General features: G+C 37.4%; 23 protein-coding genes and 1 pseudogene. All 24 read right to left on the bottom strand.

What is annotated here, in order from left to right; translation table 11 throughout:
* Positions 1–11 precede the first annotated feature (11 nt).
* Complete coding sequence (locus tag JCM14932_RS12255; RefSeq protein ID WP_025025110.1) at positions 12–281, bottom strand: hypothetical protein; 270 nt, start codon at positions 279–281, stop codon at positions 12–14.
* A complete protein-coding gene (locus JCM14932_RS12250) occupies positions 281–1,318 on the bottom strand; it encodes a BppU family phage baseplate upper protein (RefSeq protein ID WP_025025109.1) in 1,038 nt (345 codons plus the stop codon). The genes JCM14932_RS12255 and JCM14932_RS12250 overlap by 1 nt, the downstream gene beginning before the upstream one ends.
* 4 nt (positions 1,319–1,322) lie before the next feature.
* Positions 1,323–2,030 carry a hypothetical protein gene (locus JCM14932_RS12245; protein WP_025025108.1) on the bottom strand — a complete coding sequence of 236 codons (708 nt, stop codon included), beginning with the start codon at positions 2,028–2,030 and terminating at the stop codon, positions 1,323–1,325.
* Between the two features lie 18 nt (positions 2,031–2,048).
* Entirely contained in the window at positions 2,049–4,319 is a 2,271-nt protein-coding gene (locus JCM14932_RS16715) for a phage tail protein (RefSeq protein ID WP_081776172.1), read from the bottom strand.
* Complete coding sequence (locus tag JCM14932_RS12235; RefSeq protein ID WP_025025106.1) at positions 4,319–5,248, bottom strand: phage tail domain-containing protein; 930 nt, start codon at positions 5,246–5,248, stop codon at positions 4,319–4,321. The genes JCM14932_RS16715 and JCM14932_RS12235 overlap by 1 nt, the downstream gene beginning before the upstream one ends.
* Positions 5,249–6,547, bottom strand: a complete 1,299-nt coding sequence (locus JCM14932_RS12230; RefSeq protein ID WP_025025105.1) for a lytic transglycosylase domain-containing protein — start codon at positions 6,545–6,547, stop codon at positions 5,249–5,251.
* Between the two features lie 80 nt (positions 6,548–6,627).
* Positions 6,628–9,837, bottom strand: a complete 3,210-nt coding sequence (locus JCM14932_RS16120; RefSeq protein WP_025025104.1) for a tape measure protein — start codon at positions 9,835–9,837, stop codon at positions 6,628–6,630.
* Positions 9,838–10,170 (bottom strand): hypothetical protein, encoded by a 333-nt coding sequence (locus JCM14932_RS12220; protein ID WP_025025103.1) that lies wholly within the window; start codon positions 10,168–10,170, stop codon positions 9,838–9,840.
* Between the two features lie 11 nt (positions 10,171–10,181).
* On the bottom strand, positions 10,182–10,649 hold the full coding sequence (locus JCM14932_RS12215) for a hypothetical protein (protein ID WP_025025102.1): 468 nt from the start codon (positions 10,647–10,649) through the stop codon (positions 10,182–10,184).
* A gap of 70 nt (positions 10,650–10,719) precedes the next feature.
* Positions 10,720–11,529: a hypothetical protein gene (locus tag JCM14932_RS15580; RefSeq protein ID WP_025025101.1), complete on the bottom strand. Its 810-nt coding sequence runs from the start codon at positions 11,527–11,529 to the stop codon at positions 10,720–10,722.
* Positions 11,530–11,590: 61 nt separating this feature from the next.
* Positions 11,591–11,995, bottom strand: coding sequence for a hypothetical protein (locus JCM14932_RS12205; RefSeq protein WP_025025100.1), 405 nt, complete (start codon positions 11,993–11,995; stop codon positions 11,591–11,593).
* Between the two features lie 9 nt (positions 11,996–12,004).
* Positions 12,005–12,181, bottom strand: a complete 177-nt coding sequence (locus JCM14932_RS16630; protein WP_155832130.1) for a hypothetical protein — start codon at positions 12,179–12,181, stop codon at positions 12,005–12,007.
* Positions 12,182–12,204: 23 nt separating this feature from the next.
* The gene (locus tag JCM14932_RS12195; protein WP_025025099.1) at positions 12,205–12,483 is read right to left on the bottom strand and encodes a hypothetical protein; all 279 of its coding nucleotides are present in this window, start codon (positions 12,481–12,483) and stop codon (positions 12,205–12,207) included.
* Positions 12,480–12,806, bottom strand: a complete 327-nt coding sequence (locus tag JCM14932_RS15575; protein WP_025025098.1) for a hypothetical protein — start codon at positions 12,804–12,806, stop codon at positions 12,480–12,482. Before JCM14932_RS15575 ends, JCM14932_RS12195 begins: the two co-directional genes overlap by 4 nt.
* Positions 12,799–13,167, bottom strand: coding sequence for a phage head-tail connector protein (locus tag JCM14932_RS12185; RefSeq protein WP_025025097.1), 369 nt, complete (start codon positions 13,165–13,167; stop codon positions 12,799–12,801). The genes JCM14932_RS15575 and JCM14932_RS12185 overlap by 8 nt, the downstream gene beginning before the upstream one ends.
* A 12-nt stretch (positions 13,168–13,179) precedes the next feature.
* Positions 13,180–14,268 carry a hypothetical protein gene (locus JCM14932_RS12180; RefSeq protein ID WP_025025096.1) on the bottom strand — a complete coding sequence of 363 codons (1,089 nt, stop codon included), beginning with the start codon at positions 14,266–14,268 and terminating at the stop codon, positions 13,180–13,182.
* A 16-nt stretch (positions 14,269–14,284) separates the two neighbouring features.
* Entirely contained in the window at positions 14,285–14,914 is a 630-nt protein-coding gene (locus JCM14932_RS12175; protein WP_025025095.1) for a DUF4355 domain-containing protein, read from the bottom strand.
* Positions 14,915–15,040: 126 nt separating this feature from the next.
* Positions 15,041–16,012: a minor capsid protein gene (locus JCM14932_RS12170; RefSeq protein ID WP_025025094.1), complete on the bottom strand. Its 972-nt coding sequence runs from the start codon at positions 16,010–16,012 to the stop codon at positions 15,041–15,043.
* A pseudogene (locus JCM14932_RS15570) lies at positions 15,984–17,567 on the bottom strand (phage portal protein). The gene JCM14932_RS12170 and the pseudogene JCM14932_RS15570 overlap by 29 nt, the downstream one beginning before the upstream one ends.
* A 136-nt stretch (positions 17,568–17,703) precedes the next feature.
* A complete protein-coding gene (terL, locus tag JCM14932_RS12160) occupies positions 17,704–19,137 on the bottom strand; it encodes a phage terminase large subunit (RefSeq protein ID WP_025025093.1) in 1,434 nt (477 codons plus the stop codon).
* Positions 19,124–19,708: a hypothetical protein gene (locus JCM14932_RS12155; RefSeq protein WP_025025092.1), complete on the bottom strand. Its 585-nt coding sequence runs from the start codon at positions 19,706–19,708 to the stop codon at positions 19,124–19,126. Before JCM14932_RS12155 ends, terL begins: the two co-directional genes overlap by 14 nt.
* Positions 19,709–19,821: 113 nt before the next feature.
* Complete coding sequence (locus JCM14932_RS12145; protein ID WP_025025091.1) at positions 19,822–20,025, bottom strand: hypothetical protein; 204 nt, start codon at positions 20,023–20,025, stop codon at positions 19,822–19,824.
* On the bottom strand, positions 20,018–20,248 hold the full coding sequence (locus JCM14932_RS12140) for a hypothetical protein (RefSeq protein WP_025025090.1): 231 nt from the start codon (positions 20,246–20,248) through the stop codon (positions 20,018–20,020). Before JCM14932_RS12140 ends, JCM14932_RS12145 begins: the two co-directional genes overlap by 8 nt.
* A gap of 1 nt (position 20,249) precedes the next feature.
* Positions 20,250–20,713: Thoeris anti-defense Tad2 family protein (locus JCM14932_RS16110; RefSeq protein WP_051528135.1), on the bottom strand; the 464-nt coding region annotated here is incomplete at its 5' end.

The raw sequence follows: 20,713 nt of genomic DNA, 5'->3' as shown, positions 1-20,713 counted from the left end.
TAATTTACCTCCTATTTATTGTCCGCTTGTAATGCATTCGTCAAAGTAGTTATTTTGTCTGATATAGTAGCATCTTCAATTTTGTCATTTGTATCCAAAGTATCGATTTGAGATTGAATAACAGATTTGGCACTATCAGCGGTTAAAAATGATAATGAAGCATCTAAATAATTATCCGTCTTGTCAAAAGGTACTTTGACATATGTTCCTGTAGAATTTTTATATTTAATACCAATTGGCGTTAATGTTTGAAGTTTAGCAACTCTAGTTAAATCGCTCATTATTCTCCATTACTCCCTTCCAAGGAACCTGTTAGCAGGTCGATTTTTGATGATACAGCCGAATCTAAAATGGAATCATTTACATTTACATCAATTTGACCGTTATTGATTCCCATCTGAACGTCAACGTATAAATCAGCTTTTGTTACAAGTCCATCATCAGCAATCTGTTTCTCCAAAGCATTCATTTTAGTCTGCGAATCAGTTAACCCAGTATTTAGTTCATCTAGCTTAGCTTTAGAAACACTAATAAAACTATCTACCTTGTCATTACCATTTTTTAAATCAGTATCAAGCTGATCTAATGCTTCTTTCATCTTTTGACGAATTTGTGCTAGATTATCGGCAATAATAGCAGCATATGAATTCAACAAATAACTTAATTGATGATCAGCTGATGTCTGCATTTCTTTGATATGGAAAAGCGCCCGTTGATACTCAGATACATAAAAGGCCATTGCTCGTGGATATGCTATATCATTAGCAATCACATTAACTGAAAAGTCCAGTGTGGTATAAATCTTAGTTCTATCCATAGATTCAATGACAAAATGTGCATTCTTGAAGTAACCAGGACTTTGAGCAACTTCTGATTGTGGAGACCAGGTGATTCTACCAGTATTCGCTTGTACTCGATTAAATCCTTCATCGTCGTAGATTTCGGCCCCAGAAGAATCATTTCCCTCAAATCTAATTAATACATTGGACATATCTACGGGACCATCTTTAGTTAGGAAAAGAATTGGTGATTTGAACATCCCCGACTGTCCTTGGCGGATATTGATTTCTTGAAAAATTCTCTTGTTGGTTAAAGTATCAATAACACCTTGTGGCAAATTATGGATATGCTCATCATCCGTATCCTCATGTGGGAGATAGAATGTTTTCGAACCATCAAGATAAAAAATCATTGGTTGTTCAAGTGGAATATCTGTCTTGAGCGTTCTGTAATCGGAGCCAACCGGTACATGTAACTCAGGAATATTGGGTTCTTGATTAGTATTAGCTGCTGATTGATCTGTATTAACTTCTGTCATTTATTTATTCTCCTTTCTCGTCAATGTCATTAAGTGCCTCAACCTTGTCCTCAATATTTTGATCATGAATTGTATCATTGATGTCGATGTCTTTTTCACCTGTAAATCCCGGTGGGAAGACACTATTAGGCTGTGGTTTATAGTTAACTGCATTCGATAGATTATCTATTTGTTTCTGTAGGTTATTAATTTTTTCGTCAACATCGCTCTTAGTATAATAACGTTCATCAATTATCTGGGAGATTGATGTGGACAATTCTGCCAGTTGATCATCAGTTAATTGCTTAAAGAAATCAATGATTGCAGTTTCATTTTGCCCTTGTATAGCCTGATTCTTTAACAAAATGTTTATTACCGTTTCAATAGTGTTAATGTTGTAATCACTTGCGTGAAACATACTTGGACCAATCAACTCTTGAGTTAACGGATCTAGTCTAATTTGATTGCCGTCAACTCCTTCGATATCTTGAAGTTCAGGTATTTGTAAAAGCTGTTTTAAATCTACTAATTTATAACGCTTAAAAATAGTATTTCCATTGGAATCATCGCCAATAACTTCATACACTTGATTATTTTCTTGATCAATATATGTAGATCCCGTATCTTTAGTCGGATCTATTTGGTTATCCGGCAATTTTCCATATTCCATTAACTGCATATTTTGGTTAATATCAGGAGAATAGAATTTTTGTGTACCATCATATCCTTGCATTACTTTTTCTCCTTATCGTTATTTTTGTGACGCTTGTAAACCAGCAATTTTTGACGATAATCGGTTTACTTTTTTATTTAATAAGTCATTATTTCGCTTCAGCAACTTTATATTATCTGATGTTTCGAAGTTGATATTCTTTTTTGATAGTTTTGAATTATCAAGGCTTATTGTCATAGGTGTATCTTGCATCAATGGATTGCCACTGATGCCGTTTAAAGTAATCATGGTCTTAATTCCAAGTGGTCCGGTATCTAAGTAACTTGTGTCACCAATTTTCATGGAATCATCTTGATAGCTCAAGTTAACCGTTAACTCAATCACCGGTTCAATTTGCAAAACTGAATCAGCATACTGTTTCATTTGCTCAGGTGTTTTGATTTGGTCATTAGTAATATCATCACCAATTTTCAAACCATATTCAGAGCGTGACTGTGCATTGTAATAAAAAAACGGCTTAAACACATAATCTGTGTCGTCTGTTGTTGTACCGTCCTCTTGACCTTGTGTGTCACTAGGTTCTACATCATATTGACCACTAAAATCAAAATTACTTTGATCTACCCATTCATTAACACCAACACGATAGTAAGACTTTCCATTTGCTCCATCAGACACCGATCCATTAATTTGCCAAGCTGTACCATTCGGCAACACATCATTTAAAATGGTTTGAGGCGTCCAAGGTGAATCATATATCTTAGCTCCAGCTGAGGCATTAGTAACATCTGTTGGTGAAACATCGGTAGCACCACTGAAGTCTAGTGCAGATTGATCAATCCAGCCTAAATCAATTTGGTACCATGATTTTGATTGAGCACCATCAGAAACTGAAACCTTGACTTTGTATTGAGTACCAGCTGTCAATTGACTACCAGTCTTAACTTGTGGCGTAAATGGTGAATCATAGATATCAGCCATTGCTGCATCCTTATTATCTTTTGAACTATCATCACTGTCACTATCTTTATCATCAGCTTTGAAAGTACCTTGACCACTAACCACTGTAATCACATGATTTTCTGGTTTAACATCACCGTCTTTATCAAAGGTGACATACTTTTCAGCAACCCATTGATCTGTGGCAACTAAATAGTAAGTTACATCGTTAACCGTCTTCTTATTCGTAGTTAGGTATGTGTTTCCATTTGGTAAATGACCAACAACCGTAGTCATATCAGCTCCTACCACCGGTGCTCCGCCATCTTCCATAGTTGAAACCGTCAAAGTGGCATTACCAATTGATGAACTGGCTCCATTGTCCTTGTCAGAACCATCAGAACTAGAATCCCCATCAATTTTAATATGTCCTTTACCCCAAACTAGATCAATTACATGGTTCTCCGGCTTTACATCTCCGGGTCTATCAAACGGTAGGTACTCAGAGCTAACCCAGCCGTTGGTTTCAACTTCATACCATATCGTTCCATCAATAGAGACTTGCTGGCCAATTTTCCAAACTGACCCATCAGGTAGAACTTGACCAGTTTTAATTTTTTTAGTCGGAGAACTATAAACAGGAGCACCGTTCATTGATACGATCGTACCTCTAGTTTCTGGGCCAGTTGGACTTGCTGTCATAGAAATACCGGCAGAATCAACGATGGCCACAGCACCATCAGTTTGGCTGTGATCGTTATCATTTGTAGCACCGTATAACATAGCTCCATTTTTAACAGAAGTTCTGTCAATTGATATTTCGATGTCATTGGTATTATAAAGATTTCTGAAACTTTTATTAGTTGGGTTCTTGTAAGAATCAGAATCATAGATTATGACCGTCTTACCATTTGGCACCCATTTAGCTCCAAAACTATCAACAGCTTTTTGAACGGCATCTAAACCAGAACAATTACCCCAATCAGTAATATCGATTTTTGGGAATGTTCCGCGTAATTCATAGGTGTATCCGTCAGTATTGTATTCAGAATCGAAAACAAACTTCATGGCTTCGTCAAGCGTGTATGTATTGCTACCACTGTTAACTTTAAATTGCTTAAAATCTTGTATTCCAAAAATTTCATGAGTGGCCGTGACATCTTTAGTAGTTAGTCCGTCAACTACCTTACCTACTAATTGCACGATTGTATACTTTTGACCGTCAAAAATGATTGATGCACCATCTTGGAGCATTTCAAACGATAAAGAATCATAATCACTCAAATACGCTGTAAAACTAATAGAAAAAGTTTCACTAATTTGTTGTTGAAAGTTAAAAGAGCTTTCATCTAAACAGGTCAGCCATTCTTCGCTCTGGTTGTCGGCCGACCTCACAAATAATTTATGCATTAGAAATAAATGAAATAAAATTCAAAGGAAATATCCGAATTTGATAGACCAGAAATCTCAAAATCATTATTTCCTTTTGCTAGTGTAATTGTTCCGTGATCGCTATTGATTCCATCCGGATTACCATTGATATATGGATCAACACCGTCTAATATCAGTTCATCGGTCGGTATTAAAACGCGATTATAGGTAAATGATTCGCCGGTAGTCTTATTAGTTAGGGTTGGCGAACCAGAGCCTCTGATGTGAATTTTTAAGACATGATGTTGTACCAAAGGATCAATAGCAACAGAACTAGGATTATAAATAGAAAACTCCTCTTCTTTGGATTCATAGGAAATATCTTTATTAGGTATTCCCATTCCATAAGAAAAGAAGCTTTTTTCTTTATCAAATATTTCTAATGATGTACCTACGCTCTCACGCATACCGGTATAGTTATTGAAAGTAATGACTATAGTTGCTTGTCTTTCATTAACATATGTCGGGGCAAAAACTTTAGTTTTAACTCGATACTTGAATGAAGGCTCATTGCCAAATACAATCCAAAAACCATTTCGATTCATAAAGAAATCATGTAGAGCAGCATATAGCATTCGGAATTCTGCTTCGCTATTCCCGATTACTTCCCAAGTAGAAGTAATATCCCGACTATCAAACGAAGACGACGTTAAATGTTGACCATCTCGAGTATTGATTTTCTGCCAGTTATCTACAGGATTAGTTTGAGCTATATCCCAATCATAGCAATGAACACCGAACATATCTTCAACATCAAAGTACGAAGTCCAATCAATTCCCTTGTCGCTTATAGCAACTTCAATTGGATCAAGTGGTAATCTCGATGGATTATCACGACCGTTTGAAAAGCCATAAGCATGTGGCTTGGGATTTTGAAGTGTCTCATCTTTAAATACTTTGTTAGTCAACTATTGTCTACCTCCTTGTTGATAGCCATATACAGCTGTTTCTCTGGCATTTTGTCTGTTCATATTGCTGCTGGCTCTAGCAATGTTAATTTCAGGAGCAAAGTTCTTACCTTCGATAGAGCCTAACAGATTAATGACAATATCTAGTTTTTGACCAAGGTCAGCGCTGATATTGCTTGTTAAACTTGAGGATCTAAATTCCGGATGGAAGTCTGCCATTCTTCCCATCAAATCTCCTATTAATGGTATAGCTGATGGTTTAGCAGGATTAATTGCAAATTCGTCACCGGCTTCACCGATAATGGCATTAGTAGCACTAAAGACATGTCCACCGTTGGCCATTAATCTTGGACCAGAAGGACCACTAGCTGACCCACGCCATTCACCATACTTTCCGTTGTAGCCCATACCCATATCAGACCGCCATGTAGCATCATTGAATAACGCTATCAATTGATCTAACGGATTCCAAATATTCTTGTGTCCTGGCATAGCGTAATTATTAAATGTTGGGTCAATATACTGCAAAATTCCTTTTGATGGTGTACCGGCTTTGGCATTATTATCAGTCAAATTAATAGCGTGTGGATTACCGCCAGATTCATTGGCAATGATTCTTTCAATCATATCAACATTAAAATCGGTAATTGATTGATGCATATAAGCAGCGGCGGCTTTAATCATTGGACCATATGCAGTGGCTGGCATTTTACCAGAAACTGTGACTGATTGAAGTTGTTTCTTGAAACTTTCAGCCAAGCTCTTAACTTTATCGGCAACAGCTTTAACAATTCCATGACCAGTAGCAGGCCCCATTTTGCTTGAAAATTCTTCTTTAGCAAATTTACCATTTGTGACTGATTCGAATGCCTTAGATAAATTCCCAACAGGGTCTTTAATAAAGTCCTTAGCAAATTTAATACCCTTTTCGATATCTCCACCAATTTCTTTCATCTTAGAAGATACCCAAGAGCCTACGCCACTAGCTGCATCAGATATTCCGTTTTTGGCCATGTCGAAGAAATTAGATAAACTATCTCCAATACCATTTTCATAGTGAGGAATTAAACCAGTTTCGACATATGGTCTTGCTACTTGAGCAGGTAAAACTGATGAACCTTGTGGCAATGGCAATACAACATTTCTTTGTTGAGGCGAGAACATATGTCCATTTGGTAATTTAACAATTTCACGATAAACACTTGAGTGAGCATCATTAATCTTTGCTAATCCGCCTCTATGGTAATTAGATCCAGTTTCAAGAGTCTTGATTTTTCCTAAGCTCTTTCCACCGAACATCTTGATAACACCGTTGATAGCTCCAATACCTGAATTAACGATTCCAATGATTCCATTCCAGGCATTTTTAGCAATATCCTTTAATCCATCAAAATATTTTTGAATGTGTCAGATATTCCTTTCCAGACTGAGTGCCAAGCTGATTTGAAGTTAGAACTAAAGCCAGACCACCATGAGTTCATACCGCTTGAAAAATTGCTATACCATTTAGATAATCCGCTAAACTTTTTGCTAAAGTAAGAACCTACGCCAGACCAAATTGAGTTCCAAGATTTTGAAAATCCAGAGCTAAATCCTGACCACCAGTCGTTCATGCCAGAACTCCAAGAACCTGCATTCTTTTGAGCTTCATTGAATTTCTCTTTTAAATCCTTAGCCCATTTAGACTTTTTGACTGACTTAGAAATGTTAGACATCTGTTTGCCAACATCATCTGATGATTTCTGAATAGACTTAGACATGTCTGACATAGTATTAGACATATCCTTGGAGAATTTCTTCATATCTATAGCTTTAGAAATTTTCTTCCAAGATTTTTGCCAGTTTTTAGCTATTGGATTAAAGATTTTACCGAGCCATTTTGTTAACCCATTCCAATCTTTCTTAATTGATTTAACCAATGAAGAAATCGATTTTTTAATTGGCTTAACAAGTGGTTTAGTTATCTTTACACCAATACCGACAGGAAAAGCTAACGCATAAAGTGCTAACTTGCCAAAGCCTTTCATTCCTTTAACGATGCCTTTAGAGATGCCACCGCCAATTTTTCCAGCTTTTTTATTAAAGGATTTGAAGCCCTTTTGAACATTCTTTATTGCATTAGATGCCCACTTTCGGAAATCTTTACCGACTTTGGTATCCTTTAAAATAAAGGCACCAATACCTAAAAACGGGTTGGCCAAAGTAAGAAGTATTTCTTTTTTATGCTTACCCATCCAAGTAGCGATACCCTTTGTCCAATTAACAACAGCATCTCCGGCTTTTCTTGAATAATAGCCAGCCTTCTGGATAATTCCCTTTGGTGGTTTTGCACCACGGCCTTTTTTATTCCATCCGTCAGTGAAGTTTTTAGCAGCTTTACCACCGAGCTTTCCAAGCATACGACCTAATGTAGCACCGATAGCTTCACCAGCTGGACCACCAAGCATGAAACCTATTCCACCACCGATTGCTCCACCGGCAGCTTTACCAAATCCTTCAAATTTTTTCTCTGGATTCTTGGCTTTTAATGCACCGACTACATCCATAGTAGCAACACCAGCAACAGCGGCAGTCGTTACCCCTGTACCAATCTTTGCGCCTTTTGTCATATTACCGGCACTAACTTTTGAGAATTTACCGCCTTGAGTCACTTTACCTAATAAATCTTTTAGGCCTAATAACTGTTTCTTTGTTGCTGCAATTCCTTCAGTACCAAATCTAAATACTGTTTTCTTATTTTCTCCAGAACCAATTACTTTAGTAAGTAATCCGCCACCTTTAGATTTGATACCTGCTAATTTAAGTAACGGGTCAAATGCACCCTTGGCCATCTTGAATGTTTTCATAGCTACTAAATAGCCTGCGATGGCTTTAATAGCTGTTTTGTGTTTAGCAATTCCCTTCAAGGCATCAGCAACCGCATGTAATGGATCACTTGCATCTTTAGAACTGTCTTTCATCAGCCCCAAGCCACTACCGATTGTGGTAATGATAGAACCGACATCTTTCCAAATTGCATTAAGAAATACTTTTAGAATTTCATTTAAACTGCCGCCGACTGTCTTCAGGTCCTTAGCATGGTCAGTAATGTAGCCAAAGAATACTTTGAATCCTTTATCGACCGAATCAATTCCCCTATTTAGATTGTCAGTAAAGTCCTTTTGTCCCCCTGTACCGCCAGAAAGAGCACTCATGGCATCAGACATCCCATTAGATATAGTTTTACCTAAATCACCAAATTTATCCTTGGTGCGTTTGTCTGCCACCCAATCGGATACAGTTTTATAGATTGGATTTTGAGCATTTAAAAATGGCTCTGTGAAAGCCGATAGCAAAACCGGAACTTGGCTTTGGATAGTACGTTTCATTCCGGCTATTGTGGCACCAAAATTCTTAGTAGCCTTGCCGTACTTGGTTGCAGTATCTTCCAATACCTTATCCATGGTATCTGATGAAACCTTACCGGCTGAGATCATGTCGTTCAGCTGTTTCATCGTTAGATTCTTGTTACCAGTCATCTTCTGCTCGGTCTTGAGCAGTTCAATTCTCAACTTAGGAAAGACATTGACGAACGACATCATATCTTGAGCGGATACTTTCCCGTTGGCAACCATTTGTCCCCACTGAGTTCCGAAGTTCTCAACTTCATCATCGGTTTTACCGAATGCATCCTGTAGTGTTAATACTGAAGTTGTTAATTTCTTAGTAGTTTCAGCACTATCATTGACTGAATAGAACTTTTGATTTAACTGGTCAACCATATGAGTAGAGTTATTAGCAGCTATAGCCATCTTGTTGGTCATATCTACCATTTTTTGACCATCTTTGGCGCTACCGGTTAAAGTCTTCCAAGTGGCATTCATGGTTTGCTGAGCATTGGCGTATTCCATTGCAGCTGAAGTTGCTGATTTCAAACCGCCAACAATGGACATAAGTCCAGTTGTCATCATGGATCCAACAAAACTTCCTGCCAGGATTGATTTAAATTGGCTTGTTTTTTCTTTAGCTTTATCAATATGATTGCTGAAGTTAACTAGTGCACTATTACCACCATTAACATCGGCATCAACTTTGGTATTAAGATGCTTAGGAATCTTGTCAGTTTCACGAATGAAGTCATCAACATCATGTGTATCAGCTATCGCATCGAGCTTTGTACGTGCTTCTTTAGGCACCTTTTGATAGTACTGCTCAAAGGTAGTGAAGCCTTCCTTTTCAGCCATAGCCTTTAATGTGGATTGTTGACTACGTGGCAGACTTTCCAAATCATTCTTAAATGCCTGGAATCCACCTTTTTCAACGTTAGCCTTTAATTGAGTGTATTTATCTTTAGGGACGGTCTTCATGTAGCCTTCAAAGGTATCAAAGCCACTCTTTTCAGCCATAGCATTCAACTTAGTTTGAACATCTTTAGGCAAGCCCTGAAGTTTTTGACTAAATGTAACGATTTTCTGCTCATCAGCAGTAACATCAAGCTTTACGTTCTTATCATTGATGTTATCCATTGCTTGTTTAACTCTCTGAGCGGTCGGAGTTAACTGATCTTTACCAAGAAAATTAATAACTTTATTTACTACGATATCTGACATCTATTCTCGCCCCCTTTCCATGACCAGATCATGAAACGCTTTTGCACTGATTTGTTTTCTTTGAATGTTGTCCGACTCCTTGCCAAAATTGGTAGCAAAATCTTTAACCTCGAAAAGTGAAGATTCAATTGATCGATTTTGTGTTTCAATATCTTCAATCAGACCTACTGGTCTTACCATCGAGGATTTAAGACGTTCATTCTCAAGATCGTCATATTGAGCAAGCAACGCTCCACGACACAAATCATTAAATTCAAAGGGAGTTAACTTCCAAAAATCATCAATATTTGTAATACCGATAATTCTTCTAGCTCTACTTATCTGTTCATCCAAATCAAACTGATTTACTTGCTCGCTTCTTCGATTCTCTCGTTTGCTTCCTTCATGTTTTCTTCGAGTTGATCGATTTGAATTTGAGTCATTTCTTTTTCTTCGGCTTTTACCGATTTCAATTCCAAACTCTTCTTCATACCTTTGATCAAACGATCTCCGTATCTCATCCACTCGCTTATTTTCGCTTTTAAAAAACCTGCGTTAATTAGTCCCTTAATAATTTCATTAGTAACTTCGTGGATATCGTCAAATCGACCATCTTTACTTAATTGATCAACCAACTCATCTTCTTTAAGCAAATTTCCAGCCACAGCTTTAAAGAAAGTAATCACTGAATCTACATTGTCAGCAAATAAACCATCTAAAAATGAATTAAATTTGTCAGTACGTTTATCCTTGTCTTCACCAGCAATATTTTTGTATAAAAGATAATTAAAAGTAGGTGTGATCATTCCTTTTTTTGTCTCTAAAGTTAGCATTTCAATTTCTCCTAATAATTTGATTCCGTCCACCACCGCTCAAGTATGTGAGTATGCACTTGATTAGATACTAAGCAGTCGGCTTAGTATTCGAAGACACTGGTGATCCTGTACCTGATCCTGTGCTTGATCCTGTACCTGTGCTTGATCCTGTACTTGAACTTGCTGGATTAGATGTATTAGCTGATTTAGAAGCTCCGGGGCCCATGACATCTTCACCAGTTGTTGTATCTTGAACTGTAATGGTTTCATCATCGGCAGTATTATCAACCACATCCCCGTTTTCTGTACCAATGTCACTTGGATGTGCCCAGTTATAATACTTATCTAAATCATCAAGCACACCATCATCAAGGTCAGATTCGTCCAATTCAAAAGCATTCTCATCAGAATTAATTGCCCGTTCAACGCCGTTGACTTCAAATTGAAGATTGGATGTAACGATTCCACCAAGCGCTTCGGTATTTGGCAAGTTAGGAACATAAGATTGAGAAAATTGTGCTTGAGCTTTACGATTTGGCTTTGTTCCATGAAGCGTATTTAGGTCAACACGCCATAAGCCAATCAATTCACCTTTTTCCCATGCTGCATATAGATCCCAATAGAGATCTTTTCCATTGTTGTTAGGATCATCAAAGATAACATCGACTGTTCTTTGTTGATTAATTGCACCAACGCCCTTAGCAGTTCCACGCTTAGTGGCAGTTGATTGAATTGCTCTTGTGTTAGTACCTGATGTAGCACTCTGTTGACCTAAAATATGCGCCTTATTAGCTACTGGCTCATGCATAAAGCGCTTATACAGATAGATGATTTTATCTGCATCGCGGCCTTTAAAGGCCTTTTTGAATTTGTTTTCTGGTTGTGTATTGTCAGCCATTTTATTTCCTTCTTTCAAATTTTTTGGTAAAAAAATAGACATTCACTTTTGAAATGAATGTCTAAATAAATGATTTTTCTGTTATGTTGTAATCCATTGTGATTGTCACATGTCTCAAACTCTGATCAGTTGAATTGTCAATAACCTCAACTTGATTGAAAGCAACAGATGAGCAATTATAACTTGATAATCTCAAATATTTCAGATACTCACGTATGCTGAAACATGTGTCCATCATCAAGCCATGATCATTGTCCACCGTGTCAAAATAATCAACATATAAAGTATAACTTGAACGTTGTTCATTCTTAGCACGCTGTGAATCACCGGTTGAACCTGTTGAAATAATAATTTGAGGATAGCCGTTGCTATCACTCTCACTAGAATCAAAAATCGGTATGTCGTCTGCTATGGTTTCGATTGTTTTAATAGCTGATGTAACCATGTCTCGTTGTGGTGAAATCAAATTGATCACCTACTTTATTGAATTTTCAATGATTTCGTCTGAATATTTATCAACGTCAAGCTGCATGCCCGAATCGTGCATAACATGTTGAGCCGGATAATTTCTATCTTTCAGACCATTTTCGAAAGCTTGGATGTATTCATATCCATCTTTAGATTCGGCATTAGCATAGATATCAGATGACATACCGTCTTTTGAAGAGTGCTTTGCTACTGATTTCCATAAATTACCATGCCAACATAGCCACTTTTAGAATGGTATTCACGCTCTCTGATCAATTTTTGGGCGCCATCCACTTCATCATTGGCAACTTTATCGACCGCCTTGGGCACATTATTTTTAAGACGTGCTTTATCTTGAAGTATCATTTCTGCCAAATCAGCATTGCCAGACTGTTTTAGTGATCTAGCCATAGCAATCAGCGGATCACTAAAGTTATCCTTAGCTTGAATCCTGACTACTGGTACGTCTTCATTATCCCAGCTCATGGTTTCACTTCCGTTCCAGCAACATAGAGAGTCGTTCTGCTCTTATGATGTCTTACTTGTTTGACGATATATTTAGGAGATTGTTTCTTTTCATCGTATTCACCATCAAAAGCGACATAATCAGCCGTTTCAGGGCAATTCAGTCTGATTACCCACGATCTATCATATTGCTTACCAATTACATTAATTTGCTCTTGTGATCCATTCAATTCTGTAACTCTAGCACCGTAAAACTTAGTCGCTACCAATGTCTTTGTGTGATTGAGTACATCATCTTTAGGATCATTAACTTTTCGTATCAAATAAATAATTGGTCTAATCAAAGGTAAATACGCCCCCTCTGTGGTCATTATCAGCAAGGCTATTCTTATATGAATCAAGCAAACTTTGAATTGGATCTAGATCAGTATCGCTGAATGTCAAAGACATCCCTTCTTCGCTAACTGACTTAGTTCCCTCATAATTTTCCCTGGTAATTGCATTCTGTGTGACTTTTTGAACGGCAACAGATAGCTTTGAATCCAGATCATCAACACCTAAATATAATTCAATTTCATCTACGGCATTTTCGATATAAATCTCAATACGAGGAATCCTTGGATCATTATCTTCTAAGTCATTGACTACTTTTATATTTGCCAGTACCGAATCATTAACCGTGATCTTTTGAGTTTCTTCGCTCATGAAATCACCTCATTACTTACTTGATGTAGTACCTGATGTAGTACCTGATGTAGTACCTGATGTAGTACCTGATGTTGATGTTGACTTCTTAGCCTTAGTATTGATATTTGTAACGACATACTTAGGATCAATCTTAAATTTGTAGGCAACAGTACCGATATTTCTTGGATCAGTAACAATTTTATAATAAGGAGTTGTAGCAGTTTCCAATTTATTAACAGTTAATCCCACATATGGTTGTGTGACATCATATCCTAAACCATTTGGATGCATTGAAACGATACGACGGTTAATAAGTGCAGATTGACCACCTTTACCAAGTGAGTCACGTGTTACTTCAACTGCGTTTTGACTAGCTGGTGCTGTTGAGTATCTCAAAGCTCCATCCATCATTGCATACATTGTAGTTGTTCCGTCAGCATCTAGTGGAATATCGTCATCTTCAACGATTGGAATTCCATTATAAGTTGTTAATACTGTTGCGCCTTGTGAAGGTTGAACATCAGCAATCAAATTTTGTTCACGCATAGCATAAACGGTAGCAGAGTTAACTACTAATCTTGTCAATGATGGAGTAGCAACATCACCCATTCTTGATAATGCAGCTAAATAATTACCAGCTGATAAGGCTTGAACATTATCAAATCCGAATGACTTAGCTTCTTGCATATCGTCAAGTAAGAACATGTTATTGAGAATTGCTAATAGCAATCGTTCATCTTGACCTTGCCAATAGTTTGAAAATCGTGATGTAATGCGTCCTTGCACTTGAGCGCCTGAAACTTGCTCTGCAAAATCGGTTTGTCCAAACGCCTTAGCTTGATAAAATTTAATAGCGTTATGTTCATCGCTTGTGATTCCTTCAATTGAGATATCATCAGTATCGTTCCAGTCTTGAGGATCTCCACTAAGGTCATTCAATACAGGAATATTCATTAGTCTTCCGGGATCTTGGAGATGTGCCCCCATAACATCATCGGCAGTTACTGCTCCTGATGTTAAAAGACGATTAGTTTTAGTTGTATCGTTATTGATATATTGTGCCCATAATTCAGGGACAACTAATTGTCCTAGAAATGTAGCTCCAGTAAATTGTGGCATTTAAAATTCCTTCTTTCTATTTGTTTAAATAATCTTTCTTAATTAAATCAGGATTTTCCATATAAACCTTTGTAAGTTCTTCAAGGCTCATATCTTTCAAATCCTTATCAAGTGTCACTGTCGCATTACCTGTGGCAGTTTGAGGCGTACTCTTACCCTTCAAACGATTCTCAACACTTTCTTGCACAGCATTATCAAATTCAGTTTTGACACTTTCAAGGTTTTGCTTTGTTTCGTCATCAGTAGAACCAACGAATAATTCAGCAAACGACAATGGCAACTTCATGCTTTCAGCAATTTTAGTAGCTGAGTTAATTAAATTCCGATGCTGATTTTCAGCTTGTAATTCTTCAAGTTTCTTCTTCAAGTCAGCTGTTTCAGCATCAGCTTTTTCTTTATCGGTCATATTTGCCTCAGCATCGTGTTTAGTAATAGCGCTCTTGATTAAATCAGGAATGCTATTAACTTTGTCTTGAAGTTCTTTAACGATTTGATCAGATTCATCCTTTTCCTTAGCTTTTGTTTGACTAACTAATTGGTTAACCTTTTCTTGCTGCTTATCATCAAAAGATACTTCCTTAGATACTTCTTTAGGCTCGTTGTCGCTCGTTTGAATATTTGGCTCTTGATTATTATCTGGGTTCATGAGTTATCCTCCCGTTTTAAGCTCGTCATCTTTAATTTCCATTTAGAGTCCGTCGACTATATCCGTGGCTCTTTAATGCCTGACACACGTTTGAAGGCAATAAAAAAGGCGACCACTTAAAGTCGTCTATAAATTATTTAATTCATCGGTTACATCATGATTAGAAGTGTCCCAATCATCGTCATCATTCTCCTCAATTACTGTACATTGGCAATTAGGATGCATCAATGGAAAATTCACGCCTTCTTCAGCATCATCAACATCAAATATTTGCCCATCTAGTGCATCACAGTCAGCACACGTCGTTGGTGATTCGAGTGAAATATATTTATACTTCTTAACGTTCCTTGAATAGAATTCTTGCAATCTAGTTCTATTCATTGCTTGAGCGGTAGCCGTTCGAATCATGCCAGCAGCGCGTCCCATTTGCCCATTCGTTGCTTTGTTTCCACCAGTCAATATATCAGAGACATCCTTGGTCCAATTTAATGAATCTTTAGGACTTTTAGCAGCCTTTTCAGCCACTTCACGAACTTTTCTCAACGTCTGCATAGTTTGCTTATTTATTGAAGAAAACATATCAGAATCAACATGACTGTCTAACACGGCATTTTGCGTAGATTTATAAATGATTGCATCCACGTTCTTACTTTGCTCAGCAATATGCTGATTATTATTAATAACATTTTTAGCCTGCGCATAAGTTGGTGCATAAACAACATTAGGAATATTTTCCGTTGCGACACCTAAATGAATCTTTTGTGCCATTGCCAGTCTAACAATATCTTGAGTAACATTAGCCATCAGCATATCGCCATTGGTATTTAGATTATTGTTATTGAAAGCCATCTTAATTAAATTCTGATCATCGGGACTGGCATTATAGAATGTGTCTTTCAGATTATTAAGAAAGGCAGCAATTTCACCAGGATTAGCTTTAGCAGTCCATGACTTATTAGCTCCAATAAACGCATCAACATCACTGATAACTTTTGATTGAGTATCACGATACATCGATTCGATTTCTTTAACTCTAATATCTTGTTTACCGTAAATCTTTTGAGCAATACTAATCGCTTGGCTTTTCGTCAATTTCATTGTTGTCTACCTCGTCAGGATTAGAATCGTCGGTGTTATCACCATCATCATCTTGAGACTCATCAGGCTTTCTAGTAAATACATTGTTAAATGGATCATTTTCCTTTATTTTCTCATTTTGCTCGTCAATACGTTGTTGTTCGGCATCATTGCTTACGCCAGTGACGGGTTCGATTTGCTCACGAATAGTCTGATCCGATACCTTGCCAGTGTTAACTAGAGCCGTAACAGTTTGCATAATCTCGGCATCATTTTTAGGCATGTTAGGCGTATAGACAGGATTGATATTTTCAACCATATCAGCATTCTTGATACTTCCTAATGCTTGCCAATAATTTCCAAGCAATCGTAAACGTCTCATTAATCCGCGCGTATAAAGTGATTCCTGGTTAGAACGTTCTTGATCATTGCCCCATAATTTATAAGACATAGCAACGCCCGACGCATTAGATGCAAAATTAGCATCGCTTGTATCAGGCGTATTCGTGTCCTTGTGGATTTCCATATTAAGAGCATCAATATAGAGTTTCCAACCGTCTGAGTTTAATTCTTTGGTTAGATATGATGCAGTTGGCTGAATGACTTGACCATTATCATTGATACCATTCTTAACCAATGCTGGTTTTAACCAAATTTTACTTTGATGAGTATTGATTTCAGGCGTCTTTCTATAAATGATATTGCCGTCTTTATCTGTCAATGGCTGCCCATCAGCGCCAACCCACGGAGTTTTAGGAACATCAATATCACCTGTGATCATCAACATAGCATTGCTGAAATCTTCTTGTGAGTTAGCCATTTCGGACTTGCTTTTATCAATTGAATCAATTGTATCGAGCTTATACTCCCAATCGCCCATGCGCTCATCATTGTTGATATATTCGGTCAATGGGACTGAGCCAAAATTGTGTTCTTGATTGTCGGATAACGTTAATTGACCATCAAAGTTTGATGTTGGCTTATAAATGAAAATATTTGTATCCGTATAAATAACTGTGTACCAATAATCTTGTTCATTGAAATTGACGTTGTAATAATAAACACCGAATAAAGAATGCTGTTCCATTGATGAATCATAGACGACAAAAGCATTAGCAGGGTCTACAGGACGTAATGAAACCTCATTGGTATTCTCACGAACATACATCAATTCGTAAGCACGTCCCATGATAGACAGGTTCTTGCCCATTATTTTTTAATGATACGACTCATCATTTTTAGAATTGAATTCATTAATTAGATCATTGAGTTTATCTTCATCGGCTTCAGATGTTTCAGAATCATCGTTATATTGAAATTTGATATTATTTCCAAAACGATAACCAGTCTTAATTGATGTAATGAAGTGAGCAAATCCACTAGCGATACGATTATCTGCGCGGCTTTCGGACTTCTCACTGTCCCAATAATGAATATCGTTATCACCAATGTAATAGCGGTAAAGAGTTAATAATCTTGGTACTTGTAGTGCTTGATGTTTCTCAATAAATTTAGTTGCTAATTCGCCTAGCTTAACAGGGTCGTCCTTGATAACGTTAAACAACTCGGCTGGCATTTTATATTGCTTGTTTGAATCAAGCGAGAAACGTCTACCACTGAGCATATGAACTGTTCTTTGATTCGGATAAGGCAAACTTGAATAGTAAGCTATCGGATTATCTTCAATTGCCATTAGATCACTCTCCTTTCATTTAAAATCCCAGACTATCTAAGTAGTCTGCTTGCTCATTGATTGATGGTGCCTGGTCAACAGATTGCATAGCCATAACTGATTCAGCAACACCAGTCAAAGCATCTGAAGCGTCATCATGTAAATTTTTACCAGCACGTTGATACTTCTTGATTGCATCAAAAAAGACTGGAAAGCGTGACTTCCAGTCTTCAGGATAATGTACATGCTCTTCTACCCAACTTGAGTTAGATAGAATACGTGCATCTTTATTTTGACCATTGTGAAACCAATTGATAACAGTGCGGTTGGTCTTATATTCATTCTTCAACTTAGCATCAACTTGTCTGGCAAACCCTTTACCACCATTATTAGATTCAATTCTAGCAAGGTTAACTTTATTTCGATAATAGCTTTCAGTAACCAATGATTCAGTTACTTCCATTGGTTCCTGTGTCATGACTACATCCAAGATATAAGGCTCTTGCTTATACATCCCATAAACGATTGATACCAGATAATCACTACCCTCATCAGCAGTATCACAATATGCATAGATACCGCTAAAATCAGGCTGTTTAGTGTAGGTATTGAACTTCTGATATAAAGTACCCTTCAAGTCAATTGGCTCTTGCTGATAGTTAGCGGCGGCTATTTCAGGACTCATAACTGATATCTTTCGCTTATACTCGTCATAGGATAGAACATCATCACACAACATTGTTCCATCATCCTGTAAAGCTTTCATATTGATATGTTTGACTTTATATCCAGCTTTTGGCATCTCAGTTAATACACGTCCAGCCAGATCACCACTAGCCCATCGTGTCATGATAATTAATACTTTGCCACCCTTTTCAAGACGTGAAAGCATTGTATCAACGTACCAACGGTAAATATCATCTAATCGATTAGCATTATTAGCTTCTTGAGCCGACTTGATGACATCATCAATAATAATTAGATCAGCACCAAAACCAGTAGCTGTACCACTTGGAGATGTAGCAAGGTAATTATTAACCGGATTGCCTTCAAGGCTCCACATATTCATTGCAGCATCGCCATATTTAATGTGAGTGTCTGGAAAAATATCATTATAAACAAGTATGCTGTCATCAGCTTTAACTTCTTGAATCGTATTACGCACCGACTTAGAAAATACGGTGGATAACGTTTCATTATATGAGCCCGTCATGATTCTTTCGGTGCTATCCCTACCAAGTAACCACTCAACGTAATTGGTAGCCGTCAAAGACTTCCCATGCCGTGGTGGCTCATTAACTACAAGTACCTGGTCATCACTGGTTAAGAAATCTTCCAAATCGTTACACAAGTCAACCAAGTATTTACGATTAGGCTTATAAAAGTCGGGCATTCTCAGCTTGCAGAAATCAAAAAAATGTCGCCGTGCTAATTCAATTTCTGCACCACGTCTAATCCAATCACTTCTGTTCATGAGCGATCTTCTTCAATTCGGCATCAGTAAGATTTGCATACGGGTTATGAACATTCAATCCACCGGATAGCTCAGTCTCATGCTTATCACGCCATTCTTCAGGCTTACGATTCTTTAACCAGAATATGGCAGCAGTCGTATCAGGTGGAATATCTTTTTCAACTAAACCTAGTTTAATACGTCTGGTTGTCTTTACGCCTTTGATAGCAGCATCTTGAATCTCTTGCTTAGAAGCACCCGGATGCTTCAACTTCCACTTGTTTTCATAGTCACGTCTTCTAACGTCAATCAACTCATCGTCAAGCGGGACTACTTTATATTGTGTCTCGGTAGCTGTGAATCCCTTGGCACGCTTGAATAAGGCGTTCTCAATTTCACGATCAACAACGGATTTCCCCTTTTTTAGGGCCTCCGATATCTCCGATTGCTTCTTTTTCCACTCATAAAGCGTAGATGGAACAATCCCAATATTATGGGCAATCTGTTCGTCAGTTAAGCCATCACGTGCCCAGCCTTCTAATTGAAGTAGCCCTTCGGGAGTTATCCATTCGCCAATGTTTGACTTAGCCAACATCATCACCTACTTTCTTGGCTTAGGTTTTTCTCTCTTCTTTTTCAAATCACGATCTAGATCACCAATCATCTTAGCTTCTTCCTTAGTCATGTAACCAGCCTTTGTGTGAATCATCTCAAGGCACCTACAATCTTATCTTTTCCTTCCTCATCCGTTAAATAACAATCATCAATATTAGGAAGTGTTAATTGATAAAGCTGGTCATCAACCATATGTGATCCTATCGAAACAATTTGCTTAGGATTTACTAGCATTTCATTATATTCATATCCTTCTCCTGATTCCGCTTCTTTGTAAACTGTAATATTAATCATGTTTGCACATCCTTCTAAGCTCTTTCTTAGCTTTGTGTTTTTTAACTAGCATAACGATTCCAGCAGTTCCATAGCACAAAATAAATAGCCCTAACGCAATTAGCATTGGACTAAATACCCACAACCAATTCCATGTAATGAATCCAAATACTTTGGCTGCTGCGAATATTAGTGTCAGAACAAACAGGAACCACGTATAATCCTTATCATTTAATTTCAGCATATTAGGCACCTGGCATAAATGAATTATGGATTGCGTGCTTTACTGGATTATTTATCGCACTAGCTGCGGCATTGTCCGATCCAATTGCTGAATCTTCTGTTTTAACCTCTTTTAGACTGTTATCAATTACTTCCCAATCATCAGATAACATGTCCGTTTGACTTGCTAACCACCCTAGTTGAAGCTGATTAGCTGTTGTCTTAATGGCTAATAAATCAGTGACATTAAATTCAGTAACTTCTAATGAATTTAAGAAAGCATTCTCTTTCCATGGTCTATCTCCCCACTTTTCATCTGTGCCACCGCGAAGAATATCTTCTAAAAAATCTCTATCAATTAAGAAGATAAATTGATTTTTACCATTCCAATTTTTACGTTTCAATTTCTTGCCTAATTTGAGTTGTTCTAGTGCTTCACTAAATGTCATGTTTCTTCCTCCAAAATAAAAAGACCAGTCATAATTGG

It is taken from the genome of Companilactobacillus nodensis DSM 19682 = JCM 14932 = NBRC 107160 (genome assembly GCF_000615905.1).
GTDB classification, from domain to species: Bacteria; Bacillota; Bacilli; order Lactobacillales; family Lactobacillaceae; genus Companilactobacillus; species Companilactobacillus nodensis.
Note: the sequence above shows the minus strand (reverse complement) of the source record. Positions and strands in the feature narration are given on the sequence as shown.